Source organism: Pandoraea captiosa, from assembly GCF_902459775.1.
GTDB classification, from domain to species: domain Bacteria; phylum Pseudomonadota; class Gammaproteobacteria; order Burkholderiales; family Burkholderiaceae; genus Pandoraea; species Pandoraea captiosa.
The window spans coordinates 63,571-87,636 of the sequence record NZ_CABPSQ010000015.1 but is presented as its reverse complement, the minus strand read 5'-3'; the positions used below and the strand labels follow the sequence as shown (position 1 = coordinate 87,636).

General features: G+C 64.1%; 17 protein-coding genes and 1 tRNA gene. 4 read left to right on the top strand and 14 right to left on the bottom strand.

Annotation, left to right across the window (positions count from 1 at the left end; all coding sequences use genetic code 11):
• Positions 1-89 precede the first annotated feature (89 nt).
• The 12 genes from PCA31118_RS24495 to PCA31118_RS24440 all read right to left on the bottom strand — a co-directional run bounded on the left by PCA31118_RS24495 (position 90) and on the right by PCA31118_RS24440 (position 11,642).
• A complete protein-coding gene (locus tag PCA31118_RS24495; protein ID WP_150627566.1) occupies positions 90-1,520 on the bottom strand; it encodes an MFS transporter in 1,431 nt (476 codons plus the stop codon).
• Between the two features lie 298 nt (positions 1,521-1,818).
• A complete protein-coding gene (speB, locus tag PCA31118_RS24490) occupies positions 1,819-2,772 on the bottom strand; it encodes an agmatinase (protein ID WP_150627565.1) in 954 nt (317 codons plus the stop codon).
• A gap of 13 nt (positions 2,773-2,785) precedes the next feature.
• On the bottom strand, positions 2,786-3,328 hold the full coding sequence (locus PCA31118_RS24485; RefSeq protein WP_150627596.1) for a cupin domain-containing protein: 543 nt from the start codon (positions 3,326-3,328) through the stop codon (positions 2,786-2,788).
• Between the two features lie 126 nt (positions 3,329-3,454).
• Positions 3,455-4,162, bottom strand: coding sequence for a DUF1989 domain-containing protein (locus tag PCA31118_RS24480; protein ID WP_150627564.1), 708 nt, complete (start codon positions 4,160-4,162; stop codon positions 3,455-3,457).
• Between the two features lie 17 nt (positions 4,163-4,179).
• Positions 4,180-5,499: a M20 family metallo-hydrolase gene (locus tag PCA31118_RS24475; RefSeq protein WP_150627563.1), complete on the bottom strand. Its 1,320-nt coding sequence runs from the start codon at positions 5,497-5,499 to the stop codon at positions 4,180-4,182.
• Positions 5,496-6,377 carry an amino acid ABC transporter ATP-binding protein gene (locus PCA31118_RS24470; protein ID WP_150627562.1) on the bottom strand — a complete coding sequence of 294 codons (882 nt, stop codon included), beginning with the start codon at positions 6,375-6,377 and terminating at the stop codon, positions 5,496-5,498. Before PCA31118_RS24470 ends, PCA31118_RS24475 begins: the two co-directional genes overlap by 4 nt.
• A gap of 6 nt (positions 6,378-6,383) precedes the next feature.
• Positions 6,384-7,040, bottom strand: coding sequence for an amino acid ABC transporter permease (locus tag PCA31118_RS24465; RefSeq protein ID WP_246190420.1), 657 nt, complete (start codon positions 7,038-7,040; stop codon positions 6,384-6,386).
• A 17-nt stretch (positions 7,041-7,057) separates the two neighbouring features.
• The gene (locus PCA31118_RS24460; protein WP_150627561.1) at positions 7,058-7,732 is read right to left on the bottom strand and encodes an amino acid ABC transporter permease; all 675 of its coding nucleotides are present in this window, start codon (positions 7,730-7,732) and stop codon (positions 7,058-7,060) included.
• A gap of 37 nt (positions 7,733-7,769) precedes the next feature.
• Positions 7,770-8,636 (bottom strand): transporter substrate-binding domain-containing protein, encoded by an 867-nt coding sequence (locus PCA31118_RS24455; protein ID WP_150627560.1) that lies wholly within the window; start codon positions 8,634-8,636, stop codon positions 7,770-7,772.
• 386 nt (positions 8,637-9,022) lie between these two features.
• Complete coding sequence (locus PCA31118_RS24450; RefSeq protein ID WP_150627559.1) at positions 9,023-9,658, bottom strand: flavin reductase family protein; 636 nt, start codon at positions 9,656-9,658, stop codon at positions 9,023-9,025.
• Positions 9,659-9,667: 9 nt separating this feature from the next.
• Complete coding sequence (locus PCA31118_RS24445; protein WP_150627594.1) at positions 9,668-10,402, bottom strand: GntR family transcriptional regulator; 735 nt, start codon at positions 10,400-10,402, stop codon at positions 9,668-9,670.
• Between the two features lie 262 nt (positions 10,403-10,664).
• Positions 10,665-11,642 carry a polysaccharide deacetylase family protein gene (locus tag PCA31118_RS24440; protein WP_150627558.1) on the bottom strand — a complete coding sequence of 326 codons (978 nt, stop codon included), beginning with the start codon at positions 11,640-11,642 and terminating at the stop codon, positions 10,665-10,667.
• Between the two features lie 291 nt (positions 11,643-11,933).
• On the opposite strand from PCA31118_RS24440, the gene PCA31118_RS24435 reads away from it, so the two are divergent.
• The 4 genes from PCA31118_RS24435 to PCA31118_RS24420 all read left to right on the top strand — a co-directional run bounded on the left by PCA31118_RS24435 (position 11,934) and on the right by PCA31118_RS24420 (position 18,466).
• Positions 11,934-13,196: an ABC transporter substrate-binding protein gene (locus PCA31118_RS24435; RefSeq protein WP_150627557.1), complete on the top strand. Its 1,263-nt coding sequence runs from the start codon at positions 11,934-11,936 to the stop codon at positions 13,194-13,196.
• A 64-nt stretch (positions 13,197-13,260) separates the two neighbouring features.
• Positions 13,261-14,139 carry a branched-chain amino acid ABC transporter permease gene (locus PCA31118_RS24430; protein WP_150627556.1) on the top strand — a complete coding sequence of 293 codons (879 nt, stop codon included), beginning with the start codon at positions 13,261-13,263 and terminating at the stop codon, positions 14,137-14,139.
• Positions 14,136-16,820 carry a branched-chain amino acid ABC transporter ATP-binding protein/permease gene (locus PCA31118_RS24425; protein WP_150627555.1) on the top strand — a complete coding sequence of 895 codons (2,685 nt, stop codon included), beginning with the start codon at positions 14,136-14,138 and terminating at the stop codon, positions 16,818-16,820. Before PCA31118_RS24430 ends, PCA31118_RS24425 begins: the two co-directional genes overlap by 4 nt.
• Positions 16,817-18,466, top strand: a complete 1,650-nt coding sequence (locus tag PCA31118_RS24420; RefSeq protein ID WP_150627554.1) for a gamma-glutamyltransferase family protein — start codon at positions 16,817-16,819, stop codon at positions 18,464-18,466. The genes PCA31118_RS24425 and PCA31118_RS24420 overlap by 4 nt, the downstream gene beginning before the upstream one ends.
• A 26-nt stretch (positions 18,467-18,492) precedes the next feature.
• Here PCA31118_RS24420 and PCA31118_RS24415 read toward each other — a convergent pair whose 3' ends face one another.
• Together PCA31118_RS24415 and PCA31118_RS24410 are read right to left on the bottom strand one after the other, a co-directional pair.
• On the bottom strand, positions 18,493-21,780 hold the full coding sequence (locus tag PCA31118_RS24415) for an autotransporter outer membrane beta-barrel domain-containing protein (protein WP_150627553.1): 3,288 nt from the start codon (positions 21,778-21,780) through the stop codon (positions 18,493-18,495).
• Positions 21,781-23,975: 2,195 nt separating this feature from the next.
• Positions 23,976-24,066: transfer RNA gene (locus tag PCA31118_RS24410), tRNA-Ser, on the bottom strand.

Sequence of the window (24,066 nt, the reverse complement as noted above, 5' to 3'; positions counted from 1 at the left end):
TCGTTGATGCTGGGTGGATGCGGCGCAGCTGCTGAGTCGAGCGCGTAAGAGGAGCGCGTAAGAGGAGCGCGTAAGACGAGCCGACCGGATCAGTGCGAGATCTCGTCGAGCGTGCGCTGATTGGTACGCGGCCCAAAAATACCGATGGACGCCATAACCATGACCATCGCGAACGTGATCAGCGCGAACACCCCGGTCACGTCGAAGTGACGCAAGGCGAACGCAATCATGAATCCGGAGAACATGGCCGACAGACGCGACATCGAGTACACGAAGCCCACGGCACGGGCACGAATGCGCGTGGGAAACAGTTCCGTTTGATAAGCGTGATAGCCCACGGAGAGTAACGTGCCGCACAGCGTGATCGCCACGCCCAGGACCATCAGCATGACGGGCGACGTCTGCATGGCGAACAGCGAACCGAACACCGCAATACCTAACGCGGCGAGCACGACAAGCGTCTTGCGCTCGATACGGTCGGCGATGGCCATGCCGATGAGCGGGCCGAACGGGTTCGACATCGCGATCACGAACGAGTACATCAGGCTGTGCGTAACCGTGATGCCCTTGGACACGAGCAATGTGGGCACCCACGAGGCGAAGCCGTAAAAACCGATCGCCTGGAACAGATTGAAGACCAGCAGGGTGATGGCGCGACGGCGATATGGCTTGCGCCAGATTTCGCGGAACGATGCCTGGGTGGCGACGGGTTCGGCGCTTGGCACAGGCGGGGGAAGCGGGCGGCCGAACTCGCGTTGCACGCGGGCTTCAAGGTCTGAGAGCACCGCTTCGGCTTCCGCGCTACGGCCTCGCTGCGCCAGCCATCGCGGACTTTCCGGCACGCGCCGGCGGATCGCCCAGACCACCAGTGCACCGAGCGAACCGATGATGACGACGGTGCGCCAGCCATCCATGCCGAAGACCTGCTGCGGCACGAGCCACCACGAAAGCAAGGCCACGGCAGGCACTGCAAGGTACTGGATCAGGTGAATGAAAGCGAAGGCACGGCCGCGCAGGTGCTTCGGTGCAAGCTCGCTGACATATGTGTCGATCGTGACGAGTTCGACACCCACGCCGATTCCGGCGATCAGACGCCACAGGTTGATCATCGGCGCGGTGGTCTGGAACGCCATGATGAACGTGGCAATCGAGTACCAGAGCAGTGCAACGGTGAAGATGGTGCGGCGGCCGTAGCGGTCGGCCAGTCCCGTCAGAAAGAATGTGCCGATGAACAGACCGGCGAACGACGCGGCGACAAAGGCGCCCAGACCGGAAAAGCCGAAGAACGACGCCGTGGTCGTCGAATACAGGCCGCTTTTCACGAGCCCGGGCCCAACGTATGCAGTGAAGAACAAGTCGTAAAACTCGAACCAGCCACCGAGCGCGAGCAGCAGAATCAGCGTCCATACGCTGCGCGTCGCCGGCAGTCGGTCGATGCGCGCGTTGATCTGCCGACTGGCGTCGGACAGCCCGGTGTGGGCGACGCGCGATGGCGCGACGTCGACAGGCAAACTCGACATCTCAATCCTCCTTTGGATTGCACTTGCTTATCATTCTGTTAGACAGAACGACGTTCTGTTTTATGTGAAGCCGAAGATTATGCCTGCCGATGGGGAGCGGATATCGGGGTTTACGTGGAGAGGCGCACAGGTGAAGAGGTGAAGAAACCGTGGCGCGGCGCAGATGAGATGGCGTTGCGCGCCGAACCCGGGCGCGAAGGCTTATTACGCGTGATGTGCGTCACGCCCGCTACCACCGAGCGAATGTCGTTGGATGGCGAGCGCCGGGTTCGTGGTCAGCCGAGTGGCAGCGTGGCGGCTATGCGCCTCGTGTTCGCGACAGATGGCTGGCGAACAGGCACAGCATTTCGTACATCAGCGTGGCGCCTGCTAGCGCGGTATTGCCCCCGACGTCGTAAGGCGGCGATACCTCCACCACGTCGCCGCCCGCCCACGCAATGCCGTCGAGCCCGCGCAGCAGCGCCAGCAGCTCGCGCGTGGTGAGCCCGCCAAGCTCCGGCGTGCCGGTGCCGGGCGCATAAACCGGGTCGAGCGCATCGACGTCCAGCGAGAGATACACCGGCCCGTCGCCCACGACTTGTCTGGCGAGCGTGGCCACGGCCGCCGGCCCCATCGCCTCGAATGCTTCGATGAACACCACGCGCATGCCCTGCGCCTGCGAATAACGCCAGCCTTCGTCGGAGCCCTGCGCACCGCGAATACCGATCTGGATCGAGCGATGCGGATCGATCAGTCCGGCCTCGATGGCTCGCCTGAACGGCGCACCGTGCGTGAATTTCGATCCCTTGAAGGTATCCCACGTGTCGGTATGGGCGTCGATGTGTACGAGGCCCACGGGCGTCGTCGGACGCATCGCCTGCAACACCGGATAAGTGATCGAGTGATCGCCTCCGGCAATCAGCGGCAGCTTGCCGGCAGCAAACAACGGGGCGAAGAATTCCCGGATGTCGGCATGAGCCAGTTCTACGTCGTACAGATTCGAGAACGGTACGTCGCCGACGTCGCCGATGCGGCACACGTCGAACGGGTTGAAGCGTGTCACATGATGAATCGGCCGCGTCATCGTCGACATGTTGCGAATTTCGCGCGGACCGAAGCGCGCCCCCGGACGCGCCGTCACCCCGCCGTCGTACGGCACGCCGGCCAGCGCGATATCGAGCGAGCGCCAATCCTGAACGAACGGCACACGCATGAACGTGGGAATGCCGGCAAAGCGCGGCAGTTGCATCTGCGATACATCGGTGCCTGACACGATGAATGCACTCCTAAAAGGTCGGCGGCGTGTTGATCCAAAGCACGCGGGTCACGGTGTTGCCCGGATTGCGATAGCTGTGCGGCAAGGTACTCGGGAAGTGGAACGAATCCCCGGCACTCAGCACGTGACATGTATCGCCGAGGATCAGTTCGAGCGTGCCCTCGATCACGTATCCCAACTCCTCACCGATGTGCGATATCTGCTCGTCACTGCTCGTATTGGGCTCGATGACGTGGATATCCCCTTGCAGCAATTGCCCGGGCCCCGGCACCACCACGCGCTCGAGCATGATCGATCCGCGATTGCGCTTGGTCGGAAAGCGGACCACCGGGCGCTGATCGCTGCGATGCACCGGCGACGACGTGAGATCGGGGCCGGAGACAAGCTCGCCAATGTTCGTGTCGAGCGCTGCGGCAATCCGATGCAACGTTGCGAGCGACGGGGTTGCATTGGCGCGCTCCACCTTCGAGAGCAGGCTCTCGGAGCATCCGGCGAGTTCGGCCAGTGCCTTGAGCGTGAGTTGTCGCACGAGACGCGCATGCTTGATGCGCAGACCCAGCGAATCGTCGGCGCCCGGCGCGCCGGCCGTCTTGCGGCCGGCGGCAGGGAGTGAGGCGGATTGACGTTTAGCCACCGTGATTTGTCGAATAGGGATGAAGGGACGAAGATCGGCGGGAAATCAGGCCAGCACCGTGAACTCCACTTCCACCGGATTCAGGGCGTTGATCGGAATAATATCTTGCGGGCAGGCCGACATCACCACCACACAATCCATCACTGCGCGAATGTCGACATAGTCGCCCGCCTTCGACACAGGTGGCAGCCAGTCGATCGAATAATCCGGTTTGACGGGAATATTCATCCACAGGTTGAACGGCTGCGGCACTTCGCGTGCGCGCAGGCCAATGGCCTTGAGCGCGAGACGCATGTTGTCGGCGCAATTGTCGTGATAGCCCTCCACACCGAGATTGCGGTAGCGATACAGGTCACACGCGGCGATGAGCGTGTCGTGCACCCCAGGCGACGTGTCCGCGACGAGTTCCGCAATCGGTCGGCGCTGGTTTGTCACGAGCGCATCGCCCGCATGCGGAATCACTTTGTCGAGATAGGCGCGCGTATGCTCGAACGACAGGAACTCGTTGAGGTGCTCGGCATTGAAGATCCACGTATCGCAGACCTGCGTGCCGTGGGGATTCGCGATGCGGATCGTCTGACCGGCACCGACGCGCACCGCACGGCCGCTGCGGGCGGGAACCGTGTAGGTCTTACCCAACTCGGGCGTGCCGTCCGGGGAGATCGGTTCCGTGAGCGTGGCGTTCTCGCCCAGTGCGTTACCGTTGTCGGGCGAGTGCGTGTGTGTGTGATCGAGTGGGTGGCTGTGCGACATGGTTGGGTAACTCCTGTTCAGAAGGGATGACTGAGTGTCGTGATGCAGTGTGCGAGTGCCCGGGCACCCAGCACGAGATGCGCGTCGTCGGTCGCCTCGGCCGGGTTGTGGCTGATACCGCCGCGACTGGGAACGAACAGCATCGCCGTCGGGCAATGCTGTGCGAGATACATGGCGTCGTGAAAGGCGCCCGACGTCAGATGTGGCATGTCGCCGGCGACCGAGCGGCACGCCTCGTCGACATGCCTGATGACATCGGCGTGAAAGGCGACCGGCGCGTGTTGGAACAGCGAGCGCATCGATACGCCGTTGCGCGCGACGCACTGCGCGAGCCCTTCGTCGAAGCGCATGAGCACGGTCGGATCGGGATGGCGAAAATCGACGGAGAACGTGACTTCCGAGGCAATGGTATTGATCGCGTTCGGTGTGACCGACCAGCGGCCGAACGTGACGCGGGTGTGCTCGCCGCCAAGCGACAAGGCAAGATGCTCCAGTTCGGCCCGCACGGCGCAGGCGAGTGTCATGGCGTCTCGCCTTGCGGCCATCGGCGTGGTGCCCGCATGCGCGGCCTGCCCCTCGCAAATCACGTCGTACCAACGCACGCCCTGAATCCCATCGACGATGCCCAGCGGTGCGCCCGCCATTTCCAGCAATGGCCCCTGCTCGATATGCAGTTCGACGAAAGCGCGCATCGGCGCCGCCAGCGCGCGCGCCGCAAGCCCCGGCAAGGCGCGTGCATGCGCGTCAATGGCGTATGACAGCGGCACGCCCGCGGTGTCGGTAGCCGATAGGTACTGCGCCAGTCTGGCAGGATCGACGTAGGCACTCGATCCCATGGCGCCCGGCTGAAAGCGCGTGCCCTCCTCGTTGGTCCACACGACCACCTCCACCGGATAATGCGTGCGGATGTCGAGCGCGGCGAGCGTTGCCAGGACTTCCAGTCCCGCAAGCACGCCGTAGCAGCCATCGAGCTTGCCGCCCGTGGGCTGCGTGTCGGCGTGACTGCCGGTCACCACCGGCGGCGCACTGTGCAACCCGGGACGCCGAAAGTACAAATTGGCGCACGCGTCGACAGACACCTCGCACCCCAAGGCTTGCGCCCGCGCGACGAGCCAGGCACGCGCATCCAGATCCACCGGGCTCAGTGCCGGACGATCGACGCCACCGTCGGCACGCGCACCGAACGACGCCAATGTCTCGATGCTGTCGAGCAAACGCGCCGGATCGATATGCGCAGCGACCCGGACGGCAATGTCGTGGGTGATGTCGCGGGTGGCGTCGCGGGTGATGTCGCCATCGGGCGCATTCCGGCCATCGCGATAGTGAGACACGCTCATGGTCGTACCTCGGCCAGCCGCACCGCGGACGTCAACGCTGAAGCATCGCCCATTGCATCGCCCCCCGCATCGCCCATCGGCGATGCATCGCTGCCGGGCAGGCTGCGCTCGAACCACGGTTTGAGGAACTGTTGCAGACGGGGCGAGCGCGACTGACCGAACAACTGGGCGGGCGGGCCGGACTCTACGACGCGTCCCGCCTCCATAAACACGATACGGTCGGAAATCTTGGCGGCGAAGCTCATTTCGTGCGTGACCATCACCATCGTCATGCCTTCCTGACCGAGGCTGCGAATGACGTTGAGCACCTCTTCGACCAGCTCCGGGTCGAGCGCGGACGTCGGCTCGTCGAGCAACATGACCTCCGGCTCGATCGCCAGCGCCCGAGCGATGCCCACCCGTTGTTGCTGACCGCCGCTCAGTCGCGACGGGTACGCGTCGGCCTTATGGTCCATGCCCACGCGACGCAATGCCGCCATCGCTTTCGCATGCGCGTCGCGCTTGCCGATTTTCTTCGACAGCACCAGCGGGGCCGCAACGTTCTGCGCCACCGTCATGTGCGGCCAGAGGTTGAACTGCTGGAACACCATGGCGACCGGCCGCCGGACTTCGGCGATAGCGGTGTCGCTGTCACGATCGCGTTCGCCGCGCCCGGCCGAGTGGTAACCCAATAGCTGGCCTTTGATCCACACTTCGCCTTCGTCGTAAGCCTCGAGAAAGTTCATGCATCGCAGCAGCGTCGTTTTGCCTGAACCGGAGGGACCGATCAGGGTGACGATCTCACCGCGCGCGATATCGAGATCGATGCCCTGAAGCACACGTACGTCGCCATAGGACTTGCCGACGCCGCGTAACGAGAGAATCGGGAGTTGGCTCATGCACGCCTACCGTAGAAAAGAGAGAGAACGCCGAACCCGGCGCGCGATCCACGCCACCGACTGCGTCAGCAACCAGTAACCGGCGATGAGCAGCGCATAGGGCCCCACGTAGGTATAGGTAGAAGACACGATGTCGCTGGCCGTCATCGTCAGTTCGGGCACCGTGATGATGGAAGCGACCGCGCTTTCCTTGATGACGAGAATCCATTGATTGGCCAGCAGCGGCAGCGCAAAGGCGAAGGCTTGCGGGCATTCGATGGCGCGAAACACGGCCCAGCGTCCGATACCGAAGGCTTGCGCCGCCTCCCGCTGCCCCCGCGCGACACTATTCCAGCTCGCACGGAAGATCTCCGCGAAGTAGGCCGTCGCGTAGACGGCCAGCGACACGACGGTCGCATCGACGGCGTCTAGCGTGATGCCGAGCGCCGGCAGGCCGAAGTACACGATCATCAGTTGCGAGAGATACGGCGTGCCGCGAATGAGCCACACGAACAGACGATAGGGAACCCGGAGCGCACGCGCGAAGCGCAGGCGCAGCGCGTTAAGCACGAAGCCGCCTGCCATACCGAGCATTGCCGCGATCACGCTGACTTCCAGCGTGACGAGCATGGCCGAGAGATAGCGGGGGATGAGCGGCAGCATCGCCGCCATGGCGTCATTCACGATTGGGCACTCCCCCTTTAGCTACGGCGCGCCATGCGGCGTGCCCAGGCGGCGCCGGCGACCGACACCAGCGACGTGATCACCAGATAGCCGAGTGCGGCCATCGAATACACCTCCAGCGGACGATAGGTCGCGGACGCCAGTTGCTGGCCCACGCGCGTGAGATCCGTCACCGTAATGACCGACACCACCGCGGACGCCTTCACAACGTCGATCACCTCCGAGACGAGCGCAGGCGAGGTCAGCGCAGCGACCTGCGGCACCTCGATGCGCCAGAGCGTCTGCGAGCGCGTGAGATTGAACGTCCGCGCCGCTTCGATCTGCCCGGCAGGAATGGCGCGAAAGCCCGCTCCCAGGATCTGCGACTGATATGCGGCGGTGTTCAGCGCAAGGCCGATCACCGCGGCCATGCTGCCCGGCCACGACAAACCCATCGCCGACGGAATGAAGTAGCACACCAGCAACTGCGCGAGCACCGGTGTGCCGCGCACGACGCTGATGTAGGCGCGCGCAACGCGCGAGGCGACACGCCCGCCCCCGCTTTCCACGAGATGCAGAAACACGCCCCCGAAGAAGCCGAACACCACGGCAAGCGCCGAGATCCACAGGGTCGTGAGCGCCCCATCGAGCATCTGCGGCAAATAGCCGAGACATCGGGCGACGAGATCGGGGCCGAGTGCGGGAGCATTCATGGTGTCGGACATGGCGAGGTGAGGCGCGTCAGCGGCGTTACATCGTGGGTTCGGGAACGGCGTCTGCCGGCACATCCATCGTCGAGCCGAACCACTTCTGCTGGAGTTGCTTCATCGTGCCGTCGCGATTGGCGCGGGCGATGCCGTCGCTGAACAGTTTGACCAGCGAGGCACTGTCGGCGTCCTTGCGGCCCACCCAAGCGAAGTAAGTCTTCGGACCGATGGTTTGCGCCAGAATCGTGAATACGCCCGGGCGCGCCTTCATCAGCGGACCGAGGTTGGCAACCGATTGCGCCACGGCATCGATACGACCGACGGCGAGATCGGCATAGGCTTCGTCGAACGCGACATATTGTTTGATCTGCTTGATGCCCGCCCCGCCGTCCGCCTTGAGCTTCTTGTCCAGCGCGATGAGTGCCTGGAGTTGGGCCGAACCGGTTTGCGAGCCGACGGTCTTGCCGTTCAGATCAGTCGGCGTGGCAATCGCTTTGTCGCCCGCGCGCACGAGGACGCCGGTCGTGGCGTCGGCCACCGGCACGGTGAATGCGAAGTGGCTTGCGCGGTCTTTGTTGATGGTGACGGCGGTCACCACGATGTCGAAGCGCTTTGCGTCGAGCCCGGGCAACAATCCCTGGAAAGGCAGATCGAGTTGCTTGACCTTCACGTCGGGAAGCGCTTTGAGGACGTACTGCATGAGGTCGGCGTCATACCCGACGATCTTGCCGTTCTCGACCGACTCGAACGGCGCATACCGTGCTTCCGTGGCAATCGTGATTTCCTTGTTCGCCTTGATCCGCGCGAGCAGATCGGCGGTTTGCGCCCACCCCGAGGTGGCCGTGAGTAGCGCAACCGAGCCGGTCAGTGTCGCCGCCAGCGTACGAATGAGAGAGAAAGACTTATGCATGATGCTCCTTGTCAGGCCGATGCTGCCGAAGGTTGGCTTTAGGAAATAAACATGAAACCCATTCAAGTCACTTGAATACTCGTCAATTAGCATGAAGCGTGCCAACGATCGGGACGACACGCGAAAAAGCCCGCCGGCATTGGGAGATGCCCGGCAGGAATGGGGAAAGTCAGGGGGCGAGCCGGTACGCTCATGCGTCTCGACCGGGTGCGTGCGTGCACCGCACGCGTGCGCCGCGCACCGAAAGCGAGAACGCCGGGCGGCGCGAAGGTCGAAAAGATGAGGAGGAAAAATTGCAGGTGGGACAAGCGCCGTGGACTGCCGGCGGCAGTCGCAGATGCCGGCGCCCGGTCATGCGGCGTCGTGTTACGGAATGTCGGGGAAACTCACATCTCGTCGACGGCAGTCGTTGCCGTGAGGCGACCGTCTTGCTGCTCCAGAGAGAAACGATTGCGCGTGTCCACGTAGAAGCTCGCACCGAAGCGCCCGACAGGGAAATAGTTTTGCAGGCGCACACGCCATGACTCGGTGTCGATCAGCTCGTCGCGCGCATGCATGCGCTCCACGCGTCCGATGAAGATGTGACGGCTGGGCGTCTCCAGCGTCTCCCACAAGGTGCATTCGAAGGCGACCGGCGCTTCGGCGATCCGCGGTGGCGCGACGAGGCTGCTCGCCACGGGCGTGAGTCCTGCATGGACAAGCTCGCTCTCGGTTGGCGGAAGGCGCTCACCGCATGCGTGCATGCGGGCGGCCATGGCCTCGTCCGTCAGGTGCACGACGTACGCCCGGTCTCGCAGGATATTGGTGGCGGTGTCCTTGAGCGAATCGTCGTCGAGCCGATTGATCGAGAGCATCAGGATCGGCGGTTCCTCGCCAAGCATGTTGAACATCGAGAACGGCGCCGCGTTGACGGTGCCGCCCTCGTTGATCGTCGTGACAAGCGCGATCGGGCGCGGCACGATCAGACTGGCCATCAGCTTGTATCGCTGATAAGCCGTAATTTGACGAAAGTCGATTTCCATACGATGTCCTCAGCCGCGCTTTCGGCTGGCGCGTTTGACGGGGGGTGGCGCGGGCACGGCGTCCTCGGCAGGCGCCACTTCCGGAAGACCGAGCAACGAGGCCAGACTCTTCTGCCCGCGCATGCGGGTGGTCTCGATGCGACGTTCGAGCTCTTCCAGGTGCGACTGCATCCGGGCAATGGCCCCTTCGGCGTCGCGCTGCTCGATGCACGCCACGATCGCCGTATGCTCGTCGTGTTCGCACGGCGCGTAGCCGGGAGGCTCGTACAGTCCGACGATAAGCGAACAGCGCGAAATCAGTTCGGTCAGATAACGCAACAGCACGGCGTTGCCGGCAAGCGCCGCCACGCGCAAATGAAAGTCGCTCGCCAGTCGCGCCCACGAGGGCTGATCGAAGCGGTGCATGGCCGCGTGTTCGGCGTCGAGTTGCCGACGCAGCATCGCAAGATCGTCGTGCGTCACCCGTTCGACGGCCAGCGCCACCAGCGAGCGCTCCAACGCCCGCCGCGCCTCGAAGATCTCGCGCGTCTCCTGCGGGGTCGGTTCCGCAATCACGGCGCCTTTGTTCGGCCTGAGCGTCACGATGCCATCATGGGCCAATCGGTCCAGCACCCTTCGCACCACCGCACGTCCCACGTCGAACAACTGGCAAAGCTCCGGCTCGGGGAGTTTCGTGCCCGGCGTGAGCCGGTGCGCGAGTACGCCATCGACGATCGTGCGATAGATGTGCGTCTCGATGCGCATCTCGGCGCTCTGCTCGTCGTCGACCGCGGACGCTGCGACCGGGGTGTGCAACGAGAGCAGTCGGGTCCCGGTGTCTCGCTCCCGCACCGAGGAAGCGCGAGCGGCATCAGGCATGGTGGACGTGGTGACGGCAGCGGCGTCGGGCGCCTGGCGGCGTGCATGGGAAAGCGGCTTTTCTGATGGCATGGACGGCAAGGTCAACAAGGGGGAAGTCCCGCAATCGGGACATGACGGGCAATGCGGTTTGAGCGACATGATTCGCTCACCCCTTGACCGCGTCGGGGCTGGCTTCGCTCACCGATGCCACGTGGGCCGCGATGTCGCCCGGCGTCGCGATCCAGATTTCTCCGCGCTGCGCCGCCTGCGCAATGGGGGTGAGCACACGCCGCAAATGTCGCAGACGATACGGCTGCCCGACAAGATAGGGATGCAGGGCGATGCCCATCACCAGCGGCTGTGCGCGTGTCGGATGCTCGGCCTGCGCGTACATCTCGTCGAAGTTGTCGGCAATCATGTCGGCGAAGGCCGCGCCGTCCATCTGGCGTCCCACGATCATGGGAATGTCGTTCACTTCCTGCGGATACGGCACCGACCACAACGTGCCGTGCGCGGTGCGCATGCGCACGGGCCGGTCGTCATGGCACCAGTTCAGGGTATAGGAGTAGCCGGTGCGTACGAGCAGATCCGGCGTGTGGTGTGTCTCGGAAATCCACGGCGAGAGCCATCCCGACGGCGTGTAGCCGGTCGTCTCCGTCAGACGCGAACGACAGTGCGCGAGCAACTCGCGCTCGTGTGTGTATTCGAAGTCGCTTTGCCGGTGCGCATTGGTGTGGCCATGCCCGATCAGTTCATCGCCGCGCGCCACACAGGCATGGACGAGTTCGGGACAGTGATCGAGCAACGAGGTATTGAGCACGACGCCCGCGCGCATCGCCAGATCGCCGAACAGGTCAAGACAACGCCACGCACCGACCCGATTGCCGTATTCGCGCCAGCTGTAATTGAGGACGTCAGGCTGCGGCGACACGGGGCCGAGATTCGCGCCCAACCCCTCACCGAAGGCGAAGTGTTCCAGATTGAAGCCGAGATAGACGGCCAGACGCGCCCCATTGGGCCAGCGATACGTATCGCGCGCGGTGATGGGCAGGTAGTCGAAACGGTCATGCGAGCGAAGTGCGCCGAAGCGCGTATCGCCGGTGGCAGGACCGTCGGGTTGCGGAAGCGGAAGTGTCAGGGTCATCGTGTGTCGTCTTGAAACATTCGCGCACCGCGAGAGTGCGGGCGCGTTCCGAGTTGGCGCAAAACGCATCGTCAACGAACGTCATACCGAATCGTTCGCAATTTCAGTGCCAGATCGTCAACACCCTGTCGCTCATATCGTGCGACACGATTCACGCGAAATGTCGACGAGGTGGCATGCCTTTTGCGTACGCCGGGGACATCGCGGGTATTACCCGGACGCCGAACGCTCAGCCGTTCTTTCGATTCGCTTCCGATGCATCGCTTCGATGCGTCTTCACGGAGATAGCTCATGTCCGCCTCAGCACGTCAAAACGCCGTCGGTGCCGCCATCACGACACCGGTTGCCGCCCCTTCCCGCCGTCGCTGGCTTCGTGTGAGCGCCGTCGCGCTGGCGGCCGCCACCCTGTGTGTGAGCGCCGCCGGCTATGCGGCAGACACCGTCAAGATCGGACTGGTCACCGCACTCTCGGGCCAGTCGGCACGCGCCGGTGAAGCCCTCACGCGCGGCATGACCATCGCCATCGACGAGATCAACGCGAGCGGCGGCGTACTGGGCGGACGCAAGCTCGAACTGGTGCGCCGCGACGACGAAGGCAACCCGGCCAAGGGCGTGCTCGCCGCACGCGAGCTGATCTACAAGGACAAAGTGGCGGTGCTCTTCGGGGGTCTGGACACGCCGGTGTCGATGGCGATCGTGCCCATCGCCAATCAGGAAAAGGTGCCGTTCATGGGGCCGTGGGCCGCAGGCACGCCGATTACCCACAATGGCGCCAATCCGAACTACGTGTTTCGCGTGTCGGCTGTCGATGAAATCGTCGACGGCGCGATGGTGAGCTATGCACAACAAACCTTCGGCGCGAAAAAGCTCGGCCTCATCCTCGTCAACAACCCTTGGGGCGAATCGAACGAGAAGGGCATCGTGGCAGCGCTGACCGCCAAGGGCACGAAGCCTGCCGCCGTGGAGAAATTCGAAGCGAACGACGTGGACGTCACGCCGCAGCTCGGACGCCTGAAGGCCGCCGGCGCCGACACGTTGCTGATGGTCGGCAATGTCGGTCCGTCGGCGCAGGTCGTGAAGTCGCTCGACCGTATGGGCTGGAAGGTCCCTATCGTCTCGCACTGGGGTCCTGCGGGCGGACGCTTCACCGAGTTGGCTGGCCCGAACGCGAAGACCGTGCATTTCGTGCAGACATACAGCTTCTTCGGAGCGACCTCGCCGGTGAGCACCCGTGTCGTTGCGGCGCTCAAGGCGAAGTACCCCGACATCAAGGGACCGGACGACATCACGCCAGCGGTCGGCGTTGCCAACGCGTACGACGCCATGCGCCTCACAGCGCTCGCCATCGACCGGGCGGGTTCCACCAGCGGCGATGCGATCCGCACGGGCTTCTACAAGATCGATCGTTACGAAGGTCTCATCAAGACGTACGTGAAGCCGTTCAGCGAGCAGCAGCATGACGCGCTGTCCGCGCAGGACTATGTGTGGGCGCAATTCATCGACAACCGAATCGTGCCGGTGGCGGCGGCCGGCGCGAAGGTCGCAGCAAAGTAAGTCCCGCGAATCGTCACACGACCAATGAACGGGCGTCGCCGCGCGGCGTCCCGGAGGATATCTCATGCAATGGATCTCGGCGCTTGTCGCCGGGCTTGGGCTCGGCAGTATGTACGGGCTCATGGCGCTCGGCTTTCATCTGACGTTCGCGGTGAGCGCGACGGTCAATTTCGCGCAGGGCAGCTCGATGATGCTGGGCGCCGTGCTGGCGTACACCTTCGCCCAGACGCTCGGGTGGCCGATGCCCGTCGCGGTCGTCGCGGCGCTTGCGCTTTGCGCCGTCTACGGACTGGTCGTCGAGCGGCTTGCGGTTCAGCCCTTCGTGCGACGCGGATCGAGCGCCTGGCTGATGGCCACTGTGGCGCTGGGCATCGTGCTCGACAACCTCGTCATGCTGACGTTCGGCACGGAGCCGCGCAGCCTGCCCTCGGCGCTGGCCCAAAGCTCGCTGCAAATCGGTGACGCCGGACTGGGTGTTTATCCGCTGCAACTGTTGATTCCGGTCGTGGGTCTGGCGCTCGCAGCAGTGTTGCATTACGTGCTGCGTCATTCGCGTTGGGGGGTGGCCATGCTCGCTGTTGTGCAGAACCGCGATGCCGCGCGTCTCATGGGCATTCCCATCCAGCGCACCATCGCGGGCGCGTTTGCAGTCTCGACATTACTCGCGGGCATTGCCGGCGTGCTGATTGCACCGCTGTTCAATGTGCAGGCAGACATGGGGACGGTCTTCGGGCTCAAGGCGTTTGCGGTCGCCATTCTTGGCGGCTTGTCCAGCGCGTGGGGCGTCATGATCGCGGGTCTGCTTTTCGGCGTCGCCGAAGCGATGATCACAGCAACGCTCGGATCCAGCTACACACAAATCATTACGTTCGGTCTGGTCATCGTGCTGCTGGCGATGCGCCCCGATGGCATGTTCGGTCGCGCGGAGGTGCGCAAGGTATGAGCGATTCTTCTTTGCAGCTGGCACCGCCCCCTTCCCCGCCACCATCGGCGCCAAACACACCAAACACACCAAGCACACGAAACATACGAAGCACGCGGAGTGCGCGACGCGTCTCCCGGGACGGCCTCGCCCTCACCGCCTTGCTGGCCGTCGCCCTGCTGGCCGCGGCCGGTGCGGCGTGCGTGGTGAACGGCTACTTCGTCGTGGTGATTGCCGGTGTGGCATTGCTCGCCATCTGCGGCGTGGGGCTGAACCTGTTGCTCGGCCTCACGGGGCAGGTGTCGTTCGGTCACGTGGGGTTTTACGCGATTGGCGCGTATGCGGTGGCGATTCTGACCACGCAGGCGGGGTGGCCATTCTGGCCGGCCTGGCTCGCGGGCGGCGTTATCGCGGCGCTCACCGGTGGTTTGCTCGCGATACCGGCGCTTCGCGTGCGGGGTCCGGGGCTGGCGATGGTGACGATCGCCTTCGGCTTCATCGTCGAGCATGGTGCGGTCGAGTGGCGCGCACTGACGGGCGGCCAGAACGGTCTGATGGGCGTGGTGCCGCCGGGCGTATTCGGTATCGCGGGCAGCGAGCGTGTCGTGGCGATCACATCGCTCGCGGTACTCGCGGTGGCGTTGCTGATCTACGCGTGTGTCTCGCGCGGCGCCTGGGGCGCCGCCATGCGCGCCGTGCGCGACAGCGAAACGGCGGCGGCATCGATCGGCATCAATCCGCTGGTCGTCAAGGCGGTTGCGTTCGCATTTTCTGCGGCGCTTGCCGGACTGGCGGGCGGATTGTTCGCGCCGCTGCAAGGCATGGTCACGCCGGGCATGTTCTCGTTTCTGCAATCGATCCTGTTCGTGCTCGTCGTGATGATCGGCGGTGCAGGCACGATCGCCGGGCCGCTCGTCGGCGCAGTGATCGTCGGCCTGCTGCCCGAGTTTCTTGCCAGTCTCGAGAACCTGCGCCTGTTGTGTTTCGGCGTGTTGCTGCTGGTCGTGCTGTGGGGCGCGCCCAATGGGGTGATCGGGGTGCTCGGTCAGTGGTGGAAGTCCCGCCAACGCGCGGCGCCGGCCGACGCCGACCTCGGCGCGACATCGGCGCTGAGCTTGCCGATGCTCGCTGCGTCGCAGCGCAAGGCGCTCGCTGCGCACGGGCTTACGATGACGTTCGGCGGCGTGAGCGCCGTGGCCGATCTTTCCTTCGAACTGCCTGCGGCCCAGGTCACGAGCCTGATCGGTCCGAACGGCGCGGGCAAGTCGACCGTGCTCAATATGCTCTCCGGTTTTTACCGGCCGCTGTCCGGCACGCGTTCGCTGGGCACCGACATTCTGGTCGCCAGCGGCGCTTGCGACAGTGCGCGGCATGGGGTGGCGCGTACGTATCAGACGTCACAACTTTTCGGCGGCATGAGCGTGCTGGATAACGTGACGCTCGCGTTGAGCGCGGGGCGCCTGGGCGGGCTGCTCGGCACCGCTCGCATGCAGGGCAGCACGCGACGCGACGAAGCGCATGCGCTGCTCCGGGCGTGCGGCTATCACGGTGACGTGAGTCTGATGGCGGCCGATCTCGCGCATGTCGACCGGCGTCTGGTGGAAATTGCGCGGGCGTTGGCAACGCGTCCCAGCGTGCTGCTGCTCGACGAACCGGCCGCGGGTCTGTCCACGCAGGACAAGGCGCAACTGGGCCGACTGCTGCGGCAGATTGCGCAAAGCGGTGTGGCCGTGGGCCTCGTGGAGCACGATATGTCGCTGGTCATGGGCGTCTCGGACGGCATTGTCGTGATCGACGCGGGTCGCTTCCTAGCGAAAGGCACACCGAACGCGATTCGTCACGATGAACGCGTGCGGCAGGCCTATCTGGGGGCGTCGACGGCGCATGCGCCGGTAAGCGCCGGGCGAGAGGCGGTGGGAACGCCCGAGGTGCTGGGTGTCGGCAAGCTGACGGCGGGCTACGGCGCCGCGCCGGTTTTGCACGACGTGTCGATTCAGGTCCGTGACGGTGAGCTCGTCGCCCTGCTTGGCGCCAACGGCGCCGGCAAATCGACTCTGATGCGTGCGCTGGCCGGGCTGCATCGTCCGGTGAGAGGCGGCATCACGTTCAATGGACGCGACCTGTCGCGGCTGGACGCGGCGAAGATTGCCGCCCTGGGCGTCGTGCTCGTGCCGGAAGGACGGCAGGTGTTCCCGGAGCTTTCGGTGCTCGATAACCTGCGTCTCGGGGCCTTTCCGAGCGGGCGTCTGCCCGGCACCACGCTCGACGCGCGCATCGAGCAGATGTTCGTGCGTTATCCGCGTCTTCGTGAGCGGCAGCATCAGCGCGCCGGGCTGCTCTCGGGCGGGGAGCAGCAAATGCTGGCAATTGCGCGGGCATTGATGTCGTCTCCACGCGTGCTGCTGCTCGACGAGCCATCGTTGGGTCTCGCACCGAAGGTCATCGCCGAGTTGTTCGCGTCGCTCGACGCACTGCGCCACGAGTCGCTGTCGATGCTGCTGGTCGATCAGATGGCGGCCATGGCCCTGTCGATTGCCGACCGGGGTTATGTACTCGAAGAAGGACGTGTGACGGTGAGCGGTTCGGCGAGCGAACTGGCAGGCGATGCGCGTCTCGCGGCGGCATACCTCGGCGGGACGCAGGCGGCGGAGGCGACCGGCGCAGCAGGAGCAGAAACAGGAACATCAGGAGCGATGGCATGACGGCGCGCGACGAGGTCAGCGGCATGAGTGGTCTGCCGTTGGCAAATGCGAGCGGACGCGCCGGTCTGGTCACGAGTCCGCATACGTCGGCCAGCGCCGCAGGTCGTGCCGTATTGCAGCAAGGCGGCAACGCCATCGAAGCGGCCATCGCCATCGCAGCGATGCTGTGCGTGACGATGCCGCACTTCACGGGGCTCGGCGGCGACGGCTTCTGGCTACTGGCCGACGGTGCATCTGCCGACGGCGCGCCGCTTGCCATTTCCGGTATCGGGCAAGCGGCACGGGGGTTGCCGGCGGACTTGCATCGCGGGGAAGCCGTTCCCGTGCGCGGCCCGGCCTCTGCGCTGACGACGGCGGCGACGGTCGCGGCGTGGGAGGCGGCCTATCGGGTGAGTCGCGAACAGTGGGGGGGCAAGTTGTCGTGGTCGTCGCTACTTGCGCCGGCGATTGCGGCTGCCGAAGACGGCTTTGCGATGGGGCGCTCGCAAGACTTCTGGTACACGTACCGCGCCGACGAAATGCGGGATGACGCCACATGGCGAGGCTTCGCACAGACGTTTCTGCCTGATGGCCGCGCGCCCTGCGTCGGTGAGACATTCCGGCAACCAGCCTTGGCGTTCACGCTGCGGCGACTGGCCGACGGCGGCCCGCGCGAATTCTATGAGGGCGAGTTGGCTGCGCGTCTGGCCGATGGATTGCGCTCGGCGGGATCGCCGCTCACGCGGGACGATTTCGCGGCTACGCGCGTGCGTGTATCGCCCGCGCTCATGATGCCTTATGGGCACGGTGTACTGGCGACGCTGCCACCGCCCACGCAAGGGGTGACGACGCTGCAAATCATGGGGATACTCGCGCGTCTCGGGCTCAAGGATTGCGCGCATGGCAGCGCGGCCTACTACCACCGGCTGGTCGAAGCGGTGAAGCAGGCCTTCATCGATCGCGATCGATATGTGGCCGATCCTGAGTTCGCCGATGTGCCGGTGGAGATGCTGTTGTCCGACGAGCGGCTTCGTGCGGCGGCGTCGCGCATCGATGACGATGCGGCACTGGCATGGCCGCACCGCTTTCGCGAGGGCGACACGGTGTATTTCGCTGCGACAGACGCCGCCGGGCGAGCGGTGAGTGTGTTGCAGACCATTTACTTCGACTGGGGCAGCGGCGTGATGGCCGGCGATACCGGTGTGCTGTGGCACAACCGTGGCGCGGCCTTTCGGCCCATGCACAGCGCGCATCCCAATGCCCTGGCGCCGGGCAAGCGTCCGTTTCACACGCTCAACCCGGGCATGTATCTGAAGGATGGTCGTGCGCGACTCCTGTACGGCACGCAGGGCGCAGACGGTCAGCCGCAAACGCTGAGCGTGTTGCTCACGCGTCTGATCGATTACGGGATGTCGCCTCACGAAGCGTTGTCGCATCCGCGCTTTCTTCTCGGGCGTACGTTTTCCGACAGTCGCGACAATCTGAAGCTGGAAAGCGACGTGGGCGATGAGGTGATGACTGCGCTCGCAGCCCTGGGCCACGCCGTCGCGCCGCTGCCCAGGCATAGCGCGCTGGCGGGCCAGGCAGGCGTCATCGCCATCGCAGACGACGGGTTGGCCACCGGCGCCCACGATCCACGCAGCGACGGCGCGGCGATGGCGGTTTAAGGTCCGGCGCCATCGCCCTACCCCGTTCAGAACCGGTAGTTCACCTTCAGGCTGCCTGCCTGCGACGATGCGCCTCCGGTGTTGACGAGCGCGTCGTAGGCGAGTGTCACGTCCAGACGCTTGGCCAGCGTCACGCTGAAGCTCGCACCGAGCGTCAGGAAGTCGCGCGGCAAGCTCACACCCGGTGCGACGAAGATCGTGCCGTCCTGTGAAGCGACATTGATGGCTCGGCCCGAATCGAGCAGTTCGCGCGCGTATGCCACACGAAACTGAACGCTCATGGGTCGCACCGCGTCGCCGAACGACTTGTCGAACGTCACGCCGACAAACGGTTGCAGGCTGCGCGAATTATCGGTGCCGACATGCAGGTTCTGAGCGCCGGCACCGCTTTCGTCGAAGCCGTTCGCGTGGAAGTAGGCAAAGCGCAGGCCCACGCGCGGCGTCACGCCGAGCCCGCCGAGCATCATCGGCGCACTCGCCTGCGCAGCCGCCGTGAACTCCTGCCCCATATGATCGCCCTCGGCGGTACCGATGCCTGCGAACGAGCGCTTCTGCGACAGAAAATGGAGGCCGTAGCCAAGGGTGGCGGCGACATCGACCGGCCCCATCTCCCGGCTCGCATACGCCGCAAGACGCAGCGTGTCACGAGTGCCCGAACTCGCCGCCCCCTGATCCGAGAGATCGGCGTGGGAATAGCCTCCGGCCAAACCGAAGGTATTCCGATCGACGGCCTTTTCCGCCCCGGCGAGGAATCCGTATTGATTTTCCTGGTAGCCGGGTTGACCATTTGAACCGTCCACACGAGCGTGTAGCCCGGTGGCCGTCGCCCAGAGTACCGGAGCGGCCGGTGGCGCGTCGCCGGTGGCAACGCCGGTAGTTGCCGGGCGTTGCGCGACTCGCTCAAGCACCGCCGCCGACGACGACTGTGCGTTAAGCAGCGCAGCGGTGCCCAGTGCCGTGTAGGCGCTCGTGTTCTTCGGGGCAATGACGACCGGCGCGGACGGGGTCGATGGCGTGGATGGGGTCGATGGGGTCGATGGCGTGGAGGGCCCGGCAGGATTCGAAGGCCCGGCACTCCCGGGATCGCCGGGAACCGGCGCGTTCAGCGACAGCGTCACATCATTGGCCCCATAGGCAACGGACGATTGCAGGCTGCCGAGATTGGCGCCTGCCGCCAATGTGCCGGTGACGGATGAGAACCGACCGCTCACACCGTTCGTCGCGCTCAGCACCGTGTAGCGTGTTGCCTGATAGGTGCCCGGGGCGTACGTGATGGCGAGCGCGCCGTTCAGCGTTGCGCCGCCGGTCACGTTGAGCCGTGACGCCGAGGTCGGACTCACTTCGATGGCAAGCGTCGCGTTGGACGCCTGCACATAGTTGCCGGTAACGCGCAAGGTGCCGATCGAGCCGCCTGGCGCCACGGTACCGCCATTGGTCACGTTACCGAGAATCGTGCCATGTCCGCGCAACGTTCCTTGTGCCGCCACTGCCACGTCTCCGCCCAGCGTTGCGCTGTCGTGCGCGGCGTCGCCGACTTCTAGCGTGCCGGCGTCTACGCTCGTCGTGCCCGCGAAAGTCGTGCTGGCGCCATTGAGCACCAGCCTTGCACCGCCCTGCTTGACAAGGGAGCCGCTGCCCACGAATTCCCCGGCGTAGATGCTATCGCTCGACGCGTTGACCGTTAGCGTGTTTCCCCCGATGAGCGCGCGTGTGCCGGTCGCACCGCTCAGCCCGGCAACCGATTGCGCGCCCGCAGTGGACATGTCGAACGTTGCGCCACTGGTCGGCATGGCGATCGTCGTCAACGACGATAGCTGACCGGCGCCGGTCAGCACCAGCGTCCCTGCGTTGATTGTCGTCGCGCCCGTGTAGACGTTCGCTGCCGAGAGCGTCTGCGTGCCGCCGTTCAGTGTCAGGCCACCGGATCCGCCGATGACGCCGGAGAACGTGTCCGAGGCATCGGCATCCGTGATGGTCAAGGTGCGCGCGCCGAGCGCGACCGCGCCGCCGCCCGCAAGCCGCTTCACGGAAGCGCCGTTCGTCGTCGCCGAGATGTCGAGCGTGCCGTCGGCGCTCACGCTGCTGGAAGTCGCAACACTGCCGTTGCCAGCGAGTGCCAGTACCCCACCGCTACCGATCGTGGTCGCACCGGTATAGGTGTTCACCGCCGTCATCGTCAGCGTTTTCGTACCGACGAGCGCCAGCGAACCGGCGCCGGAAACGACGCCCGTCAGGGTCGTGCTGTTGTTGGACGCGGTGGAGAAAATGACCGCCGAATTGGCGTCGCCGAGAATGACGTCGTTGTTCAGTACGCCTCTCGCGACGATCGTCGCGCTCGCCCCGGCATCGAAAAGCAGGCTTCCGAGGAGGGTCGTGTGGGAAATCGAGGGATCCGCCTGAATCAGCACGTTGTTCCGACCGCCAAACTCGATGGCGGCGGCTCTTGTTCCACTGCCGTTGCCTGTCCCGCCCATGATGGTCCCGATATTCGAGATGATGTCCGAACCTCGGGTCACGATGCCTGCGCCGCCCACGTCACCATCGCCGCCCGCGATCGTTCCGGCATTGTTGACGTTGTTGTACGTTCCGGCAAGATTGACACCGGTGCCCCCGGAGCCTTCAACGGCCCCCTGCGTGACAGCTGCGCCACTCGAGCCGGCGACGCCTCCCGTGCCGCCTCTGATCACGCCGGTAATGGTATTGGTGATGGTGGCGCTACCGCGCAGTGCGAGCAGTCCGTCGCCTCCCGAACCGCCGCCACCGCCTAGCTCGCCGGAGCCCCCGGCGCCGCCTGCCCCCCCGGTGATCACGCCGCTATTGGTGATGACGGCCACGTAGCCGGCCGACATCATCCCGCTACCACCGCCGCCGCCGCCGCCACCGTAGCTGGATGCACCGGCGATCGGATCGCCGCCTTTGCCCCCGGCCCCGCCGGTTATCGTGGTGTTGGATGAGATGTTGATGTCGTTGCCGGTGTAATACACGCCGGTATTGCCGCCATTCCCGCCGCTGCCGTAGAAGTTTCCGCTTGGTCCGATGGTGCCGGCGTCGCCGGCGATCGTTTGGCCGTTGAGCGATATGCCGGTGCTCATGATCGTGAGCGCGGGGCCGCCCGCTGGCGGGCTGGTGGAATCGCCGCCCGCCGCGCCAGCGCCACCTGCGCCGGTCGTATTCCAGCCCCCCGCGGTCTGGCCCCCGGCGCTCTGGCTTGCCCCGCCTCCCTGACCGTTACCTGCACCGCCGGCGCCGCCGTTGCGCGTGGGCAGGGTGGCGCCGGCCCCCCCGGGCATACTGCAACCGCTGATATCGGTCACTGAGCATGCCGCCCACGCCGGGGGGACAACGCCCGCAAGCATCAGGGTGACGGCCGCGCTGCCTGCGGTGCGAACGAATCTCGCGCCGAATGGGTCGGGGGACGATGCGAGAGGTTGACGGGCAAAGGAGGCTGCCTCGGTAGGCGGTGTGCGCCGCAGGGAATTGGCCTTGGCTCGGCTGTTCACGCGCCTGAGTTTGCGTGGAACCATGAGTTTCCTCTCGCATTACGCCGTGCATGGTGATTGGCGACCGAGAACCCTCTGGCCTTCCCCGGAGAACGGCAATTCTTAGGACCCCAGTGCTCCGCGATGTAGCTCGCGTTTCCGTGTCGAGCACGGGTGTGCGCCGCCCAGGACGCATCGGAAACCGAATGTAATACAAAGTAAGGAATTTCGCCAATGGCCCGGATGTCGGTCTATTTGGGGATCTGAGTGGCGTTGGGGAGGGCGCGCTGCGGGCAGACTTTGGCTGGTGGATCGGCAATTGCCCGGGTATCGCCCCGCCCATGTTTCGGCTGTCTCCGCAGCATCGCGCCGCCCTCATCTGCCCTCGCAGTTGCAATTTCACGCCAAGCAAACTACGGCTCGCAAGCGCTCCGCCCAGAACCCGCTACGTCGAAGACTGGAAGCTATCGGGATGCTTCTCTCTGGCATCGAAGCGAAAGCCGGGCATTGTCTTGGCTGTGCCGGCGTACATCCGCGTAAACCTGCTCGCGGAACTACGCCACGGTGATTTACTGCGGCTATCCGCACACTCAGCATTGAGAGTCCTGGATCAGACGCGTCGATAATCCCGTCGCCGTTGGAATCCAGTTGCGCCAATTCCGTGAATGACGTTACCAACTGCTTTCCAGTAACGATCCAACCGGCAGATGTTGCGAATACTAAGACTCCTGTATCCGTGTGCGATAGCAGCGCCTGAGCATGCTCCAACGCCTCAGCGTCACTCACTGCTGTAGCGCGCAAGTCGTGCTCAGAAAATCTCTCGGCGACGTCTGTCTCCTCAAGAACTTTTTCCATGAAATCGCGCCACAGCGGGTCCCATCCTCCTGCCCGTCCGGTCTGTTCGCTGATGTACGGTTCCGCCCGGCGATTAGGGTTTTTTCTTAGTTGTACGTAATTAGATTTATGTTCAATTATCTGCGAAGCGAAATAGTTGATTCTGTGAAGTGGGCAACCGAAAACGTATGGATATTCGCTAGGAGCTTATGAGTTTCACGCGAATGACGACCCGAGCATGCTGATGGGGTAGCACTCATTCAGTCATGAATTTTGACGAAACGCATGCGACATGTGTTTGCTAAAAGGGGGAGAGCATGCGCAGGACAATTTTTCGCTTCTTTATTACAGTACTGTGCGCATTGATTTCAGCTACCGCGGTGCATGCAAAAGAAAATCACGGGGTGTTGGATCATAAAGCGAACCGATATGTGGAGCTTTGTTTTCCGAAAGGCTTCACTCCAATAGTGGGGACCGGGTATGCGATTCTTGCGCTTAAGTACCCATCGATGGATGCCGGCTCCCCGCATACGCCTGTAGTGGCCAATGTGATTCGCCTTACTATCACGGGTCGCTCAATCGGCCCAGGACTAGAGGACAGTCTCTCAAGAGGACTTCCTCCTTCGGCTAATGATTCCCACTTCCAGCCAGGTATGACGACGTTTCAAAGGAGCCTTGCAGCCGGAAGGAGCGAGACGTATTACCACTTCCAAGCGCCTGATGGACGAAACGTCCTCTTCGTAAGCTTAGGATCAGACTTTAGTGTGTATCAGTACCATACAACCCGAAACGACGGAGTTGCTTTGATGGGGGCCGTTAGCGCGGAGATTACAGATAGTTTTGTAAGCATTGATGATGCAATCAACCGGTTTGTTGACAGCGTAATTTGCCGCTAAGGTAATGGGGGAGATTTCGCATGGACAGAATGCGTTACACAAACCCGTGCTCAGACAGGCGATAGCATCATGTCGCTGAGCCAGATGCAGGTCGACACGATTAATCTCTATATCGAACAGAGCAATGCTGGTGTGCCCGGCAGCCTCCCTGCAGGACAGCAGGACCACGCGTCGCGTGTATCGCCGTAAAGCCGAGAAAGTGATGCCGCTGAAGTGAACTTTGCAGCCCCCTCTATTGCACACTTGCGCATCTATTGCACAAGCTGAGTGGCCACTTCGCTGCAAAGCCTTATGTGTCGGTGGCGGAGAGAGGGGGATTCGAACCCCCGATAGGCTATTAACCTATACACGCTTTCCAGGCGTGCGACTTAAACCACTCATCCATCTCTCC

Coding starts and splice junctions, on each gene's coding strand:
- PCA31118_RS24430 (WP_150627556.1), top strand. CDS start 13,261: ATGCAATGGATCTCGGCGCTTGTCGCCGGGCTTGGGCTCGGCAGTATG.
- PCA31118_RS24435 (WP_150627557.1), top strand. CDS start 11,934: ATGTCCGCCTCAGCACGTCAAAACGCCGTCGGTGCCGCCATCACGACA.
- PCA31118_RS24455 (WP_150627560.1), bottom strand. CDS start 8,636: ATGCATAAGTCTTTCTCTCTCATTCGTACGCTGGCGGCGACACTGACC.
- PCA31118_RS24460 (WP_150627561.1), bottom strand. CDS start 7,732: ATGAATGCTCCCGCACTCGGCCCCGATCTCGTCGCCCGATGTCTCGGC.
- PCA31118_RS24470 (WP_150627562.1), bottom strand. CDS start 6,377: ATGAGCCAACTCCCGATTCTCTCGTTACGCGGCGTCGGCAAGTCCTAT.
- PCA31118_RS24450 (WP_150627559.1), bottom strand. CDS start 9,658: ATGGAAATCGACTTTCGTCAAATTACGGCTTATCAGCGATACAAGCTG.
- PCA31118_RS24420 (WP_150627554.1), top strand. CDS start 16,817: ATGACGGCGCGCGACGAGGTCAGCGGCATGAGTGGTCTGCCGTTGGCA.
- PCA31118_RS24425 (WP_150627555.1), top strand. CDS start 14,136: ATGAGCGATTCTTCTTTGCAGCTGGCACCGCCCCCTTCCCCGCCACCA.
- PCA31118_RS24480 (WP_150627564.1), bottom strand. CDS start 4,162: ATGTCGCACAGCCACCCACTCGATCACACACACACGCACTCGCCCGAC.
- PCA31118_RS24475 (WP_150627563.1), bottom strand. CDS start 5,499: ATGAGCGTGTCTCACTATCGCGATGGCCGGAATGCGCCCGATGGCGAC.
- PCA31118_RS24445 (WP_150627594.1), bottom strand. CDS start 10,402: ATGCGCATCGAGACGCACATCTATCGCACGATCGTCGATGGCGTACTC.
- PCA31118_RS24495 (WP_150627566.1), bottom strand. CDS start 1,520: ATGTCGAGTTTGCCTGTCGACGTCGCGCCATCGCGCGTCGCCCACACC.
- PCA31118_RS24440 (WP_150627558.1), bottom strand. CDS start 11,642: ATGACCCTGACACTTCCGCTTCCGCAACCCGACGGTCCTGCCACCGGC.